General features: G+C 33.2%; 18 protein-coding genes and 1 riboswitch. Of the genes, 13 read left to right on the top strand and 5 right to left on the bottom strand.

Translation table 11 applies throughout. The annotated features are described in order from the left end of the window. Nucleotides 1–12: 12 nt before the first annotated feature. From thiS to DKG80_RS03845, 3 genes are all read right to left on the bottom strand, one after another. Nucleotides 13–216, bottom strand: a complete 204-nt coding sequence (gene thiS, locus DKG80_RS03835; RefSeq protein WP_109829957.1) for a sulfur carrier protein ThiS — start codon at nucleotides 214–216, stop codon at nucleotides 13–15. A 27-nt stretch (nucleotides 217–243) separates the two neighbouring features. Continuing rightward, nucleotides 244–343, bottom strand: a riboswitch (TPP riboswitch). Between the two features lie 42 nt (nucleotides 344–385). Beyond that, nucleotides 386–1,675 carry a WD40 repeat domain-containing protein gene (locus DKG80_RS03840; protein ID WP_109829958.1) on the bottom strand — a complete coding sequence of 430 codons (1,290 nt, stop codon included), beginning with the start codon at nucleotides 1,673–1,675 and terminating at the stop codon, nucleotides 386–388. 3 nt (nucleotides 1,676–1,678) lie between these two features. Beyond that, nucleotides 1,679–2,506, bottom strand: a complete 828-nt coding sequence (locus tag DKG80_RS03845; RefSeq protein ID WP_109829959.1) for a CvfB family protein — start codon at nucleotides 2,504–2,506, stop codon at nucleotides 1,679–1,681. Between the two features lie 138 nt (nucleotides 2,507–2,644). Here DKG80_RS03845 and DKG80_RS03850 point away from each other — a divergent pair, with 138 nt between their 5' ends. The 4 genes from DKG80_RS03850 (at nucleotide 2,645) to DKG80_RS03865 (ending at nucleotide 4,079) form a co-directional block, all read left to right on the top strand. Then, a complete protein-coding gene (locus DKG80_RS03850) occupies nucleotides 2,645–3,031 on the top strand; it encodes a response regulator (protein ID WP_109829960.1) in 387 nt (128 codons plus the stop codon). A gap of 49 nt (nucleotides 3,032–3,080) precedes the next feature. Further along, nucleotides 3,081–3,329 (top strand): type II toxin-antitoxin system Phd/YefM family antitoxin, encoded by a 249-nt coding sequence (locus DKG80_RS03855; protein WP_109829961.1) that lies wholly within the window; start codon nucleotides 3,081–3,083, stop codon nucleotides 3,327–3,329. Further along, nucleotides 3,326–3,589 (top strand): Txe/YoeB family addiction module toxin, encoded by a 264-nt coding sequence (locus DKG80_RS03860; RefSeq protein WP_109829962.1) that lies wholly within the window; start codon nucleotides 3,326–3,328, stop codon nucleotides 3,587–3,589. Before DKG80_RS03855 ends, DKG80_RS03860 begins: the two co-directional genes overlap by 4 nt. Before the next feature lie 97 nt (nucleotides 3,590–3,686). Continuing rightward, the gene (locus DKG80_RS03865) at nucleotides 3,687–4,079 is read left to right on the top strand and encodes a rhodanese-like domain-containing protein (protein ID WP_109829963.1); all 393 of its coding nucleotides are present in this window, start codon (nucleotides 3,687–3,689) and stop codon (nucleotides 4,077–4,079) included. Here DKG80_RS03865 and DKG80_RS03870 read toward each other — a convergent pair whose 3' ends face one another. After that, the gene (locus DKG80_RS03870) at nucleotides 4,080–5,255 is read right to left on the bottom strand and encodes an exo-beta-N-acetylmuramidase NamZ family protein (RefSeq protein WP_245906951.1); all 1,176 of its coding nucleotides are present in this window, start codon (nucleotides 5,253–5,255) and stop codon (nucleotides 4,080–4,082) included. A 58-nt stretch (nucleotides 5,256–5,313) separates the two neighbouring features. Here DKG80_RS03870 and DKG80_RS03875 point away from each other — a divergent pair, with 58 nt between their 5' ends. The 5 genes from DKG80_RS03875 (at nucleotide 5,314) to DKG80_RS03895 (ending at nucleotide 11,690) form a co-directional block, all read left to right on the top strand. Continuing rightward, nucleotides 5,314–6,531: an ABC transporter permease gene (locus DKG80_RS03875; RefSeq protein ID WP_109829965.1), complete on the top strand. Its 1,218-nt coding sequence runs from the start codon at nucleotides 5,314–5,316 to the stop codon at nucleotides 6,529–6,531. Nucleotides 6,532–6,588: 57 nt separating this feature from the next. After that, nucleotides 6,589–7,161, top strand: a complete 573-nt coding sequence (locus tag DKG80_RS03880) for an RNA polymerase sigma-70 factor (protein ID WP_109829966.1) — start codon at nucleotides 6,589–6,591, stop codon at nucleotides 7,159–7,161. Nucleotides 7,162–7,213: 52 nt separating this feature from the next. Beyond that, on the top strand, nucleotides 7,214–8,161 hold the full coding sequence (locus tag DKG80_RS03885) for a FecR family protein (protein WP_109829967.1): 948 nt from the start codon (nucleotides 7,214–7,216) through the stop codon (nucleotides 8,159–8,161). A 77-nt stretch (nucleotides 8,162–8,238) separates the two neighbouring features. After that, nucleotides 8,239–10,860, top strand: a complete 2,622-nt coding sequence (locus DKG80_RS03890) for a TonB-dependent receptor (RefSeq protein WP_109829968.1) — start codon at nucleotides 8,239–8,241, stop codon at nucleotides 10,858–10,860. After that, a complete protein-coding gene (locus DKG80_RS03895) occupies nucleotides 10,857–11,690 on the top strand; it encodes a DUF4249 family protein (protein WP_162555666.1) in 834 nt (277 codons plus the stop codon). The genes DKG80_RS03890 and DKG80_RS03895 overlap by 4 nt, the downstream gene beginning before the upstream one ends. A gap of 185 nt (nucleotides 11,691–11,875) precedes the next feature. On the opposite strand, the gene DKG80_RS03900 is transcribed toward DKG80_RS03895, so the two are convergent. Next, nucleotides 11,876–12,235: a hypothetical protein gene (locus DKG80_RS03900; protein WP_109829970.1), complete on the bottom strand. Its 360-nt coding sequence runs from the start codon at nucleotides 12,233–12,235 to the stop codon at nucleotides 11,876–11,878. 224 nt (nucleotides 12,236–12,459) lie between these two features. Here DKG80_RS03900 and DKG80_RS03905 point away from each other — a divergent pair, with 224 nt between their 5' ends. The 4 genes from DKG80_RS03905 (at nucleotide 12,460) to DKG80_RS03920 (ending at nucleotide 15,834) form a co-directional block, all read left to right on the top strand. Continuing rightward, complete coding sequence (locus tag DKG80_RS03905; protein ID WP_109829971.1) at nucleotides 12,460–13,836, top strand: SPOR domain-containing protein; 1,377 nt, start codon at nucleotides 12,460–12,462, stop codon at nucleotides 13,834–13,836. An 82-nt stretch (nucleotides 13,837–13,918) separates the two neighbouring features. Then, entirely contained in the window at nucleotides 13,919–14,617 is a 699-nt protein-coding gene (locus tag DKG80_RS03910) for a MotA/TolQ/ExbB proton channel family protein (RefSeq protein WP_185140157.1), read from the top strand. Continuing rightward, nucleotides 14,614–15,003: an ExbD/TolR family protein gene (locus DKG80_RS03915; protein ID WP_109829972.1), complete on the top strand. Its 390-nt coding sequence runs from the start codon at nucleotides 14,614–14,616 to the stop codon at nucleotides 15,001–15,003. The genes DKG80_RS03910 and DKG80_RS03915 overlap by 4 nt, the downstream gene beginning before the upstream one ends. A gap of 3 nt (nucleotides 15,004–15,006) precedes the next feature. After that, nucleotides 15,007–15,834 carry a hypothetical protein gene (locus DKG80_RS03920; RefSeq protein WP_109829973.1) on the top strand — a complete coding sequence of 276 codons (828 nt, stop codon included), beginning with the start codon at nucleotides 15,007–15,009 and terminating at the stop codon, nucleotides 15,832–15,834. Nucleotide 15,835 lies beyond the last annotated feature (1 nt).

The raw sequence follows: 15,835 nt of genomic DNA on the forward strand, positions 1-15,835 counted from the left end.
AATAATTAGTATTTAACCGCCTTGAGTTGCCGTGATAATTAAAATATTGTCCTTGTCTTGTATTTGATATCCTTCCCATTGACCTTTTGGTAGGATTTCTTCATTGATAGCCACAGCAATACCACTTTCATGATAGAGATTTCTCTCTTTCATTAAGTTTATCAAGTTACTTTTTTCTTTGATTATAAGCTCCGAATTATTGAGTCTGACTTTCATATTCATACAATTAGACTTCAGGAGCAGAGATATGCTTCAACTTTTCCCTACGTCTGCATAACCAGCATCAGGTATTGAGGGTATTTCTCAGTCTTTAGTTATTAAAAAGACACCCCTAAAGTCGCAGCAAAGCTATGGTAAAAAACTTATTTGAGAAAGTCGTATTTCATCATTCGCTAATAGGGCACGACTTTTCGTAATTTATTGTTGGTCCGACAAATTCTTTCCATTCGCTATCTGTCATATTTCTATTCAAAAGATAACAAAGTCTATTTGCTAAGACTTCATGGTTAAGTTCCCATATTCGTATATGCTTATCCTTGGAACCAGATACTACTTGATTTCCATTTGGTGTAAATGAGGCAGTGAATACCCAATCGGAGTGGTCATCCATTATCAATGGTAATTTTCTAGGGTTTTTAGTGTCCCATATTCTTACGGTTCGATCTCGACTGGCAGTTAAAAGAAGTTGGTCATTTGGAGAGAAATCTACATCTGTCACCGCTGATTGATGTCCAGCAATGGTTCTTAATATCTTATTTGTATTTAAGTCTATAAGGATAGCATCTCCTTTTTCTCTTCCTACAGCTAATAATGTTTGATCATGACTAATGGCAATAGCATTAATACTAAATAATTCAGGTATTGCTTTAGAAAGAGGAAGTTCTTGTTTAGGAATAATTTCAAGTTTACCAGAGTCCGAGCCTAGAAATACAGTTTTAGAATTATTGCTTATGACGATGTCGTTAATATCTGCTTTAGAATCTCTCAATAGGGTAGAGTCAATATTTAAACCCTTAATTCTTATTTGACCGGATTTGTTCACTCCAAGATAGCGGTAATCTTTTGGGTAAAAAGTTACTTCTTGAAATATTTCGTTATCTGAAAATATTGCTGACTTGATTTCTTTACTTTTCTGGTTTGAAAGGTCAATAAAGTAAATACCTTCTTCCTTAGTATTAATCAATAATAGTTTGTCGTCATGACTTAGGTCTATAGATTTAATGATAACGTCCTTGCTAAATACTACTTCTGGAAGTAGTTGGATATTTTCAAGGTTCCATTTCAATACACGGCCATCAGATCCTGCTGAATAAAAAACATTTTTCTTTTGACCGAAAATAATAGAGTTAACAGATTCACTATGACCAAAAGCTTGATTGAATGATTTGGAAGAAATACTATCATAGTCAAGATATTTATTTGCATAATAAAGCGAACTATATACATTTTTATGGGATACAAGTTTCTCGACATCATTATCAATCCAAAAGTTGTATGCCTGTCTGGCTACTAATGCTTTTAGTTCTTTATGATAATTTGGGATCAATAAAGAGCGCTGAGACATACTCTGAACAAGTTCTGATTTGAGTAGTTTTTCATAATCTTGTTCAGAATGCTGAGAAAACCCTTGTGTGGAAACTAGGATAGAGGTAATTAAGAAGATGACTCTTCGCATGGTTTAGATTAAGCTTATTTTTTTATTGTTAAGATTAACTTTTTTTAGTTTATACAAAATTCCCAAAGAGCGTTTAAAATTCTTTTTGCTCATTTGGAGTATTAGTTGAACTTCCTCGGGTGAACTTTTGTCATGTAATGCTAAGGTTCCACTGTTCCTTTTTAACGCCTCTAGTATTTTTTGAGCACCTTCTTCTAAATTTTCAAGACCTGCTTTTCGAAGTGAGATGTCAAGTTTTCCATCTTCTCTAATTTTTTTTATGTAAGCAATTTTTTTTGCTCCCATTAATAGTTCCTCAAAGACTTCGTTTTCATACAGTAGACCTTGGAATTGATTATTGACAATTACCTGTATTCCAAATGGGGAAGTAGTACCAATTATTATCTCAACTTCACTTCCTTCTTCTAAATCAGATGTTTTTTTAGATAAATACCTATGAGTATAAGAAGAAGCCACCATTCTTTTTGTTAGTGGATCTAAGTATGCATATATAAGATACCATTGTCCTGAACGCATTTTTCTTTCTTGTTCTTTGAAAGGAACGAATAAATCTTTTTCCAAGCCCCAGTCTAAAAATGCTCCATGACTACTTGTATCTTTCACTTCTAAACACGCAAACTGGTTTCTAATGACTTTAGGGTGGATTGTAGTAGCAACTAGTCTGTCTTCTGAATCAGTGTAAATGAAGACTTCAATATTATCACCTTCACTTAGATTTTCTTGAACATACTTATTGGGAAGAAGCACTTCGTTTTTTTCTTTATCAATTAGATATGCTCCGTTAGAAGTGAACCTATTTACGAGTAGTGTATTGAAAGTTCCTGTTTCCATTACTAAAAATTTGTGTAAATCTACACTTAATAACAGGTACTAAAGAGTATGATATGATAAAGAATTAGTAATTATTGTTAACACTGAAGTTCTTTGTGCTTACAATCGTTTAACTTCCGTTTGTATTTAATTTGAACTATGCCAAAAGTATACGTTATTGACGATGATCCATTCATTCACAAGTTAATGAACAGAATGCTGTCAGATTATGATGTCAATATTGAAGTAGAATTTTATAAGGATGGTTATGAAGGTATTGAAGCTCTGAAGTCATCTACCCAATTGCCTGACTTAATATTTTTAGATGTTTTTATGCCTAATTTAGATGGGTGGGGATTCGCTGAAAAATATATTAATACACAAATACCAAAGGTTCCAGTTTATATTTTATCTTCATCAGTAGATAGAAGAGATATAGATAGGGCCAAAAGTATCCCCTTAATTAAAGGTTATAAAATCAAGCCAATGAAAAGAGAAGAACTTAAAGAAGTTTGTGATAAATATTTGAAATGTAGTTCGATATAGTCTTAGTTTAGTTTTATTATTTTATATCTTAATTAACATTAAAACAACGATGGACTTAACAACTTATACTAATTTTCGTCAAAATTTAAAATCGTATCTTGATATCGTATATGAAACTCACGAACCTCTAGTAGTGACTAGGGCACATGGAGAGGATGTCGTAGTACTATCAAAGAAAGACTATCAAAGTATCATGGAAACTTTCTATCTAATGAGGAGTCCCAAAAATGGGCAAAGGATATTTGAGTCTCTAGAAGATTTAAATGTAGGTGGCGGATACGACAAGACGAGAAAATGATTTCTCAAATCAAATATTCTCCTAATGCTTGGCTTGATTATATATATTGGCAAAAAACTGATAAGTCTGTTCAACAACTCATAGATCAAACTATTGAAAAAATTTGTAATGATCCTTATGGTGAAGAGTCTAAAGCAATACAACTCAAGTTTGACTTGTCCGAGATATGGTCAAGGCGGATAGATTTAGAAAATAGAATTGTTTATCGGGTGGTAGAAGATACAGTTGAGATTGTTCAGTGCAAGTATCATTATATTTAGTAATTAGTATTCTGTATTAATTCCTACTAATTAGTAGTTCATTATTCAGTTCAAAAGAAAATTGATTATAGATAGTTGATTAGCGAATTTTAATGATATGAGACAATTGGTAATTTTAGTTTTCTTCTTATTGAGGCTTTCCTTTACTAGTCAAGGTCAGCAATTGAACCAAAAAAGTGTGCTGATTTCTCCCTCAGAGCTGGAAAGCACTATTGTCAATGAAATGGATGTTCTAATATTAGATGTTAGAACACCAAATGAGTATAATAATGGTCATATTGCTGGAGCAGTTAATTTGAATTATTACGATAAGCGTTTTGTTGATAAGGTTAAAAAAATGAATAGGTCTAAACCAATATACCTTTACTGTAGATCAGGAAATCGAAGTAACCGTGCAATGTTAATTCTGAAAGAAGCTGGGTTTAAAGAGATTTATGACCTTAAAGGTGGTATAAAAGCTTGGGAAGAGTCAGGTTATGAGCTTCACTAATTAATCTTGGTAAATTATGTACTTTTTCCTCATTTCGCGATATTGGTTTAATTCCTTAGCCCAACTATTTCGAATCTCATTCTCAGGTATTTGATCTATTATTTGTGTTTTAAGCTGATCCGTTCCTGCTAAATTTTGAATGAAATTGTTAAAAAAAATGTTCTTGTCAGGGAATGCTTTATAAGCTTTTATTAAATGGCTAATATCTAATGAGTTTGGTTTGCTAGCATTTCTTAAATCTACTCCGTAACATTTCTGGTTTTCAAACTTCGGATATTTGGCTGCAAATGGTTTGCTTGTAGGAGTGAACTCGAATGAACCTAACGACGGGTATGGGGCTCCATATATTTGAAATGGGAAATCGGTGCCACGACCTGCACTTATCTTAGTGCCTTCAAAGAAACAAAGCCCAGGGTATAAAGAAATTGCTTGGTCATTTGGGAGGTTTGGTGATGGAGGGATCACGATAGTATATGGTGTGCTGTGGGTCCAGTTTTTGCTAGGTACTATCTCTAGGTTTAGTTTTGATTTAGAGTTTAACCATTCTTCACCAATTATCATTTTAGCTAGTTCTCCGACGGTTAATCCATGTAGTACTGGAATAGGGTGCATTCCAACAAATGACTTATACTTCATGTCTAGAACAGGTCCATCAATTATATGTCCATTGGGGTTTGGTCTATCCAGTATAATCATTTTAATCTGGTTGTCAGCACAAGCCTCCATCATGTAATGCATGGAACTGATATATGTGTAAAATCTAGTGCCTACATCCTGTATGTCGAAAACTAGGATGTCTATATTTTTCATTTGTTCTTTGCTAGGTTTTTTGTTCTTTCCATATAAGGAAATAATTGGTATACCAGATTTTAAATCGATTCCATTTTTTACAATTTCTCCATTAGAAATTTGGCCTCTAAATCCATGCTCAGGAGCAAAAACTTTCGTTACTTGGATATTTTGTGATATAAGGGTGTCTAGCAGATGAATAGAGTTTATTACCGAAGTATGGTTTACTAGCAAACCGACTTTCTTTGATTTTAACTCAGGGATATACTCTTTCATTCGTTCTGCACCTACAATTACTCCTTCTTGTCTTTTACCATAGCAAGATAGACACATAAGGAGTGGTGCAAATAATAATAGATTAATGTATTTGGTGATCGATGAAGTCAATAATCTAGCTTTTGTGTATAGTTTTACATCTCATTTTTGAACGAAAATACTTCAAATATTGAATTTACCTTATTTCATATCCAGAAGAATTTCTAATGTTCAATCTGGATCCTTCTCTTCTATAATTTCTCGTTTGGCAGTGGCAAGTATAGGTGTGGGACTAGCAGTGATGGTGTTATCTTTTTTTATACTAGGCGGATTTCAAAAGGTTATCAAAGACAAAATTTATGACATTAAAGGTCATATCGAGATTAGTAAATTTGATATGGGTAGCGCTTATGATGAAAAACCTATAACCGTAACCCAACAAGTTTTGAATCAAGTTTATGAATATGCAGAAATTGAACATGTTCAATTCTTTGCTCACAAAGCTGGAATGATTAAGACTAAGGAAGAAGTTGAAGGTATTCATTTCAAAGGCGTATCAAGAAATTTTAGTGCTAATAGGTTTCAACAAAACATGGTTGAAGGTCGTTTTGTTCAATTTGATAATGATGAATACGCTAGAGAAGTAGTTCTTAGCAGGATGATTGCTAATCGTTTGAAGTTGTCCTTGGATGATGAAGCGATTATCTATTTTGTTCAAAATCCTCCAAGGGTAAGAAAGCTAAAAGTAGTAGGTATTTATGAAACCGGGTTGGAGGAAATTGATAAAACAACTGTACTTGGAGATATTGGTCTTGTGCAAAAACTAAATAATTGGCCAGACTCTTTGGTGGGTGGTATGGAGGTTTTCGTTAAAGACGAGAGTATGATAGATTATATAGATAATGAACTATATGAGAATCTAGATTCCACTTATTACGTTGAAATGGTTCAAAAAAAGTATTCACAAATTTTTGATTGGTTGGAGCTTTTAGATCAAAATGTTAGTGTCTTTTTAGGATTAATATTGATAGTAGCTTGTTTTAATATGATTTCTATCATTCTTATTTTAATAATGGAAAGAACTAATATGGTAGGTGTATTGATATCGTTAGGAAGCAGTAATCAACAAATAAAAAAAGTGTTCTTATTGAATGGAATGATCTTAGTATTTAAAGGTATTCTTATTGGTAATGTTATAGCGATCGGTTTTGCATTATTACAGCAGGAGTTTTTAATAGTACCTCTTGACGCCGCTAATTATTATATGTATTACGTTCCTATTCATTGGGATATAAAATCTATGGTTGTAGTTAATTTAGTAACTTTTGGAGTGGTGTCAACGGCTCTTTATCTACCTCTCTCTTTTGTTTCTAGAATATCTCCAACAAGGGCACTTAAGTTTGATTAACACTTGTGTGTTTAGGTGTGATATTTTATGTTTAAACCTGTCTACCCAAGACACTGAATGACTGAAGAAAAACTAATAGAAAGAATCAAAAATGATGATAAGTCTGCATTCGAAAGTCTTTTTCGAATGTTCTATCCAGATTTATGTAGGTTCTGTGTTAGATACGTACGGGATGAAATTATAGCTGAGGAGATTGTTCAAGAGGTTTATATCAATATTTGGGATAGACGATTCCTAATAGAAATTAACACTTCTGTAAAAGCATATCTTTATACAGCTGTCAAAAATAGATCTTTTAATTATTTAAAACTTCAACTTCCAAAAGAGCAAAATAAAGTAGAATTAGAGCATATCGCTTACATGGAGGTAGATGGAGAGGACGATGACCAGGTTAAAAAAGAGCTCTATCGTCAAATCAATTTAGCAATTGATAGATTACCTAATAAGTGTAAGATTATTTTTAGTTTAAGTAAAAATTCTGGGATGACTTATAAAGAAATTGCGGAAGAGCTTGATATTTCTGTAAAGACAGTAGAAAATCAAGTGGGACATGCATTACGAAAGTTGAGAGCTGAACTCAACCCGCTTTGGAATAAAATAATTGTAATAATTATAATATTATTTGTCTGATTCATAGGGGGGCTTTTGAGTTTTCTTGACATTATTATGAAAGACAACAACAATGCAAAATCTGGAAGAAAATTTATTAGGATATATTCAGGGTACTCTAAGTATCGAGAGGAGAAAGGAGATAGAAGCTTGGATAGAAAAATCTGAAGAAAATAATATTCAGTTTGTTCAAACTAGAAGTATTTACGAAAATTCAGCTTCGTCTAATCATTTTTTACCAAATGTCGATGAAGCTTGGTCGAAAGTGGAATCAAGAATATCTAGAACTTCGAAGAAAGGTTATTCATGGATCTATAGAGTGGCGGCTGTTTTAGTTTTTGCATTGAGTTTAGGTGTGTTGAGTTACACTTTTATGAAGAATGACTTGACTACTTTAACTACAAATCACAAAGAACTAAAGGAAATAGTTCTTCCAGATGGTACGAAAGTATTAATGAATCAGGATACTGAAATACAATTTGATAAGGGTTTTAATGATTCGAAAAGAATTGTTTATCTAGATGGACAAGCGTATTTTAATGTGCAAAGAGATGAGACTAGACCATTCATAATAAAAGGACAAAAATCGTCAATAGAAGTATTAGGTACGTCTTTTGATTTTAAGTCCAATGGCAAGGTAGAGAATGTGAATGTAACATCAGGAGAAGTGGCTTTTTATTCAAATAAGGGTGGTAAAAAAGCCAAATTGATGAAAGGTAAAAAAGCTTCTCTAAACTCAAATGGGAAAATTTATATTCAACATATCTTGGATGAGGAAGTCATGAAGTGGCGAGCCGAAGACATGAATTTCAAAAGTACTCCGTTGTCCGAGGTGATAGTTGTTCTCTCTAAATACTATCAAGTAGATTTCAAAATGAAGGGAAGTATAGGGTCTTGCCTAATTACCTCATCCTTTAATGGACAAGATTTAGATGAAGCTTTAAAGACGCTCGAGATAATAGCTGGAATTAAGAATAAAAAGAAAGGTAATTTGGTTAGTTTAGATGGTCCTGGTTGTTAGATTATTGTTTCAAGAATAAATATATAAATCTATATCTTTCTTTTTAATTTTGATTGCATATTTAGAAGTGCAGTCATTTGATAAGATATTTCCTTTTCTTCTTATTCTTTCCTTTTTGCTTGTTTTGTCAATCTAATCCTGATTGGCTGAATAAGGAAATTTATATTGGGTCAGATTCGCCATCGGTTAAAAGTATATTTGACGTAATTGTAGATGAATATCAAATTCCTTTAGCTTTTAATGATGATATTATACCTTTTAAAAAAAGGATTATTTTAGAAAAGCATAAATACTATAGACTTTCCGTAATTCTTTCTAAAGTTTGTCAAAATGAAAAACTAGATTATCTGGTAAGAGGAGATCAGGTTTTTATTAAATACTATAACCGTCCTTTATCTGAATATAAGTATTCGCTTTACGGTTTGGTGAAAGACAGCGCGTCTGGAGAAGTCCTTATAGGTGCTACAATTTATGTTGATTCATTGAAGATTGGAGTGATTAGTAATAGTTACGGCCAATACTCCCTCTCTTTGCCACACGGTTTACACAGAGTAAAGGTGTCTTATGTAGGTTATGAATCTATAGATATCCAATTAGACCTTAAGAAAAACGAATATGTTTCTTTAAGATTGGTGCCAAAGCCAATTGAACTGGGTCAAGTTCTTGTTGATGACATTAATTATACAGATTTAAGTTCTATAAACATACTGACGGGCACAAATAGGATGGATATGGAACTGATGGGGAATATTCCATATTTGGGAGAAGTAGATGTTGTTCAGAGTGCATTATTACTTCCAGGTATAAATAATATAGGAGAAGGCCTTTCAGGTATTAATGTAAGAGGAGGGGCATCAGATCAGAATTTGGTCATGCTTGATGAAGCAGTGATTTATAATGCTAATCACTTCTATGGGTTAATATCCGTTTTTAATCCTGATATAGTACAGGATGTAGAAATTGTAAAAGGGGATTTCGCTGCTAAATATGGTGGACGTAATTCATCATTGATTCATGTAAGGCAAAGAGAGGGTAGTGATAATGAATTTCATTTGTCGGGAGGGGTAGGGTTAATTACGAGTCGATTGACAGCTGAAGGTCCTATTGTCAATCAAAAACTAAATTATTTGATTTCAGCTAGAAGTACTTTCTGGGATTATATTTTGCCTGCTACCACAAGTTCTACTTTGAACACCATTCGAACAAACTTTAATGATTTTAACCTTAATTTAAAATATAATATAAATAGAAGGAATAAAGTTTATGTGTCTGGTTATTATGGTAATGACAGAAATAATTTTGGAGTAGGTACATCTCAGCGATGGGGGAATAGAACCTTCTCAATAAGATGGAATAAATTAATGGCTAAAAGGCATTTCTTTAATTTAACATCTTATTATACTCAGTATAAATATGTAAGTCTTAATGAGAACGAGTTGAGCTCATTTGTTGGAGAGTCTAATATTAGAGATGCAGCGGTTAAAGTTGATTTAACTTCGTATTTTGATCCTAAGAATATCTTAGAATATGGAAGTCAGATAATTTATCATAAGCTCAATCCAGGAAAGAGAACGCCTTTACAAGGTTCTGGTCAAAATGAAATCTCTTTACCTTCAGAGGAAGGTTTAGAGTCTTCAGTTTATTTGTCTTACGAAAAACAAATAACAAATAAAGTAAGTGGGTATTTAGGCGTTAGGTTATCATCATTTTACAATTTCGGTAAAAATGATCAAATAGTTATTTCTGAAAATATTAGTCTTTATGACACTCTTCAATCAAACTTAGATGAAACAAACATTCTATATGTGAATTGGCTTCCGAGGATGATTTTTAAATATCAATTCAATGAACAAACCTCACTAAAATTAGGCTATTTTGAGACTATTCAGTATTTACATCTACTTTCACCTACTACTACTCCATCTTCCTCTGATATATGGGATATTAGCAGCGTAGGTGTTGAACCCACATTGATGAGGCAGTTTTCAATTGGTGCATACAGATACTTTCCCTTTCTTGACTTTAATGGTTCTGTCGAATTTTTTCACAGGAGACAGTACAATACAATTGATTTTAAAAACGGAGCTAATGTACTATTTAATGAATTTATTGAAACTGAGATTTTAAAAGGTGAGGAAAGGGTATTTGGTATGGAAATCTTTGCTAAGAAAAGTTTTGGAAAACTAAAAGGGTGGTTAAGTTATACGTTGTCTAAAGCTGAAAAAAGAGTACCAGGAAATGGTATTAGTGAAGGGATAAACAACGGTAATTATTTTCCCGCTGATAATGACAGGACTCATGATTTTGCCATTACGGGAGTATATCAATTAAATAATAGATTGTCTCTTTCGTCTAGTTTTGTTTATTACACTGGAAGACCTTATTCTTTTCCAGATAAGAAGTATGAAGTTCAAGGGATATTGGTTCCAAATTATCCGGACAGAAACCTTGACAGACTAGAGGATTATCACAGGATAGATATTTCTGCAACCTTAAAAGGGAGGAAGAATAAAAAAAATGGTAAACCTCGAAAATTTGAATCAAGTTGGGTATTTACACTATACAACGCTTATGCTAGAAGAAACGCTCAAGATTATTTCTTTACTTATTCTTCTGAGGATGTAACAAAACCTCAAGTTCAGAAAGTATCAATTCTCGGTTCAGCAATTCCTTCGATAACCTATAACTTTAGATTGTGAAAAATTTATGGTTGATTTTTATTCTTCTGATGCTAATTCAGGTGTCATGCATAGATACGGTAGATTTGGAACTTTCAGAGGGGGAGAGAGAAATATTTATTGATGGTTGGCTTACTGATGAAAGTGACTCTCAGAAAGTTCAAATTAGTTGGACTAATGGGTTTTTAGATGAATCAGGTTATGAAGGTGTTACTGGAGCAGAAGTGTATGTGGTTAATCAGAGTGACCAAAGAATAAAGTTTAAGGAATCCAGTCCAGGAATGTATGAATCATTACCAGAAGGGTTTACTCCAAAATTAGGTGAGGAATATATTTTAAAAGTAACCTGGGAGGATTATGAAGTTCAATCCAACCCTATTCGATTGGTAGCTAATTCTGAATTAATTACTACTTCTGTAGTTTCGTTTGCAGACCTTAATCAAGTAGATATTAGTTCGGAGGAGAATAATTGGTATGTAAGAGGTGTCATAGACGATAATCCGCGATCAAATAACTTCTACGTCTGGAGATTAATTGTGGACGGTGAGCCAAGAGTGGAACCATCGGATATTGTTCTTTTTGATGACAAATTTACAAATGGCAATTTATTTGCATTTGATGCAAGCAATGTTCTCTTTAGAAGAGATGCATCTATAAAACTTATTCACGCTTCTTTGGATAAAGAGGCCTATGATTACCTTACCCAATTAAAAAAAATTACTACTAATAATTCTATTAGTCCTAGTTCTCCTCCTTCAGAACTAGTTGGTAATCTAAAAGATGTAAGAACGGGGAAAAGAATTCTTGGGTACTTTGGTGCTTCCTCTGTTATAGAAATAGCGGTACAATAATACTAGATCTAAGGCTTGTTCGTTTTACTTGGACTTAAACAGATTTAATTATTATAATTCTATGCAGCACAGAAAATTTCTTCTAGGGTTTTTACTTCTGGTGTCATTATTAGTTGTTAAAAAGTTTTTGAATTCAGAAAAAGGAGCTTCAAATATGAAAAGTGATTTTTCGTCAAGTTTTATTTCTAAATAGTTTTATCAAAGAGAATAGCTTCACGAACTAGTCCGATAGCATTGATACGAACTCTAAGGTATTTTTTATTACTTTTTTCATTCTTGCAATCAAGATGGTAAATAAAAAACTTTTCTCCTCTATCTAGAAGTAGTGACTCTGTTGGGGCGTCTAAAATAGTGTAGAGATGGTCAACATTAACGCCAATCAATTCACTATTTGTGCCAGTTAATCTATTGATAGTCAATTGGTCAGTTTGGAAGCAATTTTGTTCAGTTTTGTTCCATTCTATCTGGCTAATTTTCTTTTGATTACAACAGATAATGAAAAGAACTAAGGTCGATGGAATAAAAAGTTTTGTAAATAGTTTCATGTCTTTTTTAATTTGAACAAAAATACTATCAAACTAGTATTGAATAGCTAAAATTATTTGGACAATTCTAAGAGTAATTATCCTTGAATCACAAATAATTAACTGTATGTATAGGTGTCAATTGTATATATCTTAGTACAGCGTTAAAGTTGTATTATCAAAATATTTTCCTAGATTTAAGCAGTTAATTAATAAGTTTGCCTAAAAATAATAACAAACGTATTATGACCGACGATATATTGAACGATGGTTCTGAAGAGGAAAAAAAATCATCCGATGATCAATTTGGTGATGATTTTGGTCTTCCAGATTTGGAATTTGATGAATTACAGGAGCTGGACTTAGGTTTTGATGGTGATTCATTAGCTGAAGAAGGAGAGGACGCAATAAATACTCCAAGTTTGCCAGAAGAGCCTTCAACAGAGTTTGATATGGGTATGTTAGAAAGTTCTGTGCCAGATTTATCTAGAGAAATTGACCTTGATCCACCAAAAGGGACAATTTTAGAAGAAGGTATTGATGAGGTTGAGGATGTTTTAGACAGTGCTCAACTCATTTCTGATAGATTGGGAGATGATTTAGATAGCGGCGTATCTGTATCGGATTCTTTACCAGCTCCTGAGCCAGAAGTCGATTTAGATGCTTTAATGAACGACTTCGCAGAAGAAAGTGGTGGGTCAGATGAGAGTATTCTTTCTGAAGGAACTCAGGGGGATACAATTACAGATTCTGGACTAGATGACTTATTCGGAGATATTGACAGTCCAGATGATTTAGCAGCTTTAGGATTTGCGGATGAAGATGAAAATCCTGTTGAACATTCTCCAGTTGTAGAAGAATCTGTTCCAGAGCTATCACTAGGAGAACCTGAACCTGAATTAGAAACAGGAGGTTCTTTATTCGCATCAGACGAAGATTTAACAGCTAACTTAGATTCAGATGATGAAGACTCCATTTTTGGGTCTGACCTGTCTCTGGAGACTGAAGAAAAAACGGATTTTGAACCAGCACCAGATTCATCTTTACCTCCAAATTATAAATCATATGAATATAATGAATCATCAGGAGGGTTTTCAAAATATATCATTATAGGAGTTGTTGTGATCGCAGTAGCTGCTTCTGCCATGTTGTGGTTTAGCAAGAATTCTGACGATGATGATAAAAAATTGGCTAAGACAGAGGTTAAGAAAGTAGTTCCTAAAAAGAAAGCCGAAGAAAAGGTGGATGAAGTAGTTGATAAGCCAGAAGAAACTACTGAAGTACCTAACAAAGAGGTTATAGTTGATTCTCCAGAGGAGCAGGTGTCAACATCGGTGGTACAAAATACGGATTTGGATGAAGAAGGAACTATTATTAAGGTAAGTGAAAGAACTTCACAATCTTATATTATAATCGGTAGTTTCATTGATGAAGATTTAGCAATGGATTATGCTAAGACAATAATTAAGAAAGGAAATAGTGTTAAAGTTCTTCAACCATATGGTAAATCTAAAAGGTACAGGGTTTCTATCGCTGATTTCTCATCTTACGGAGACGCAGCAAGTCAACTGGAATCTTATAAAGGTCAATATGGTGATCAAATTTGGGCTTTAAAGTATTGATTATTATAAGTTGTTTTTAATTAGAAATATAAAAAATCAAAAAGGTCAATTGTTTGGCCTTTTTTTTGTTTAGTCCAATATCATGAATTTACTAACATTAATATTACTTACCATACTTCAACTGAATGAAGACATTCCTAATGAGGAGGTTATTGAACAGATTTCTTTATTGGATTTAGTTTTGAAAGGAGGTTATATGATTGCTCCTATTGTATTACTTTCATTGGCAGCCACATATATTTTTATCGAAAGGCTAATGACTATCAGAGATGCTGCGAAGACTCCTGATAATTTATTAACTGATATAAAGTCCAAGGTGCTAGAGGGTAGAATTAATGATGCACAAGCTTTATGTATAGCCACTAGTACACCAATAGCAAGAATGTTAGAAAAAGGGTTGACAAGAATTGGTAACCCTTTGCAGAGCATTGAAGCCTCAATAGAAAATGTTGGTAAAATTGAAGTATATAAACTAGAGAAAAACCTAAGTTATTTAGCTACAATATCAGGTGCAGCACCGATGATCGGTTTCTTAGGTACGGTTACGGGAATGATTCAAGCTTTTATGTCTATAGCCCAAGAAGAAGGTGCTGTAAGCCCAAAACTACTTTCAAGTGGCATATATGAGGCCATGATAACTACTGCCGCTGGTTTGTTGGTAGGGATATTGAGTTATCTTGCTTATAATTATTTAGTAACTAGGGTAGCTAAATTGATACATAGTATGGAGTATACAACGATTAACTTTTTAGATCTTTTACAAGAGCCTCAAAGCAAATGAATTTAGGGTCAAAACATAAGGTTGAAGCTTCTTTTTCTATGTCTTCAATGACAGATGTGATATTCTTACTACTGATTTTTTTCATGCTGACTTCATCTTTCATTACGCCTTCTGGTCTACCAGTTAATTTACCTAGTAGTAAAAGCTCTAGTATAGTTATGCAAAAGGTGAGTGTAACTATTACTCCAGACTTAAAATATTATGTAAATGAGAGCGAAGTAAGACTTGGTAGATTGGAATTGGTTCTTAAAAAGGAATTGAAAGGTAAGGAAGGTGTGGTTGTATTGCATTGTGATAAGTCTGTACCTGTTGAACATTTAGTCAATGTGGCTAGTATTGCTACATCACTTAAAGCAAAGATTTCACTGGCAACTAAGCCAGATTAACGGATGGTGAAACAAAATAAGAATAAGGCTACTGGTTTATATATCTCAATAGGTATACACTTGATATTTGCCTTATTATGTGTATTTATTCTAGCTTGGACAGAACCTGATCCTCCTATTCCTGAATATGGGATAGAGTTTAATATGGGTAATGCTTTACCTGTAGAAAATGCTTCTGAAAGTAATACAGTTTCGGAAACTGTTGATAAAGCTGAAGAGTTGGTACAAGATTCAGAACAAAGTCAAAGTGAGCCAAATACTTCTACGTCTGATGCTGTTGAAACTATAGATGATAATGCCTTAGATGAGGCAGATGTAATTGAAGAGAGTGTTATAACTGAAGATAACCAAAGCCCTGATATTGTAGAAGATAATAAAGTTGTTGAAAATTCTGAAACGGAAACAGTGAAAGAATTAGAGGCTAACAATGAGCCCCTTCCAAAAAATGAAAATCCTCAAAATTCAGATGCGACAGAAGAGAAGAAAGTTGATAAACCTAAAATTGATAATAGAGCTATCTATAAGAAAAGTAATTCTTCTAAGACAGGAGGAAACAAAGGTGCAAGTCTCGATATCAGCGGATGGATGTGGGACTTTAAACCAAATCCTAATGATAAATCTTCTGAAAATGGAAAAATTATTTTTCAATTTACTATTGATGATGAGGGGGAGATATTAAATGTTAGAACTATAGAAAAAACAGTCTCGCCAGCATTGGAAAAGGTTTATAGAGATGCGGTGATGGAGCTTACTTTTAGTCCTACATCAGATAATAGGTCAATTGCATCTCAAACTACTGGTAAGGTTACTTTTATTATTAAATCTAATTAAA

The organism is Reichenbachiella versicolor, assembly GCF_003171675.1.
In the GTDB taxonomy this organism is placed as follows: domain Bacteria; phylum Bacteroidota; class Bacteroidia; order Cytophagales; family Cyclobacteriaceae; genus Reichenbachiella; species Reichenbachiella versicolor.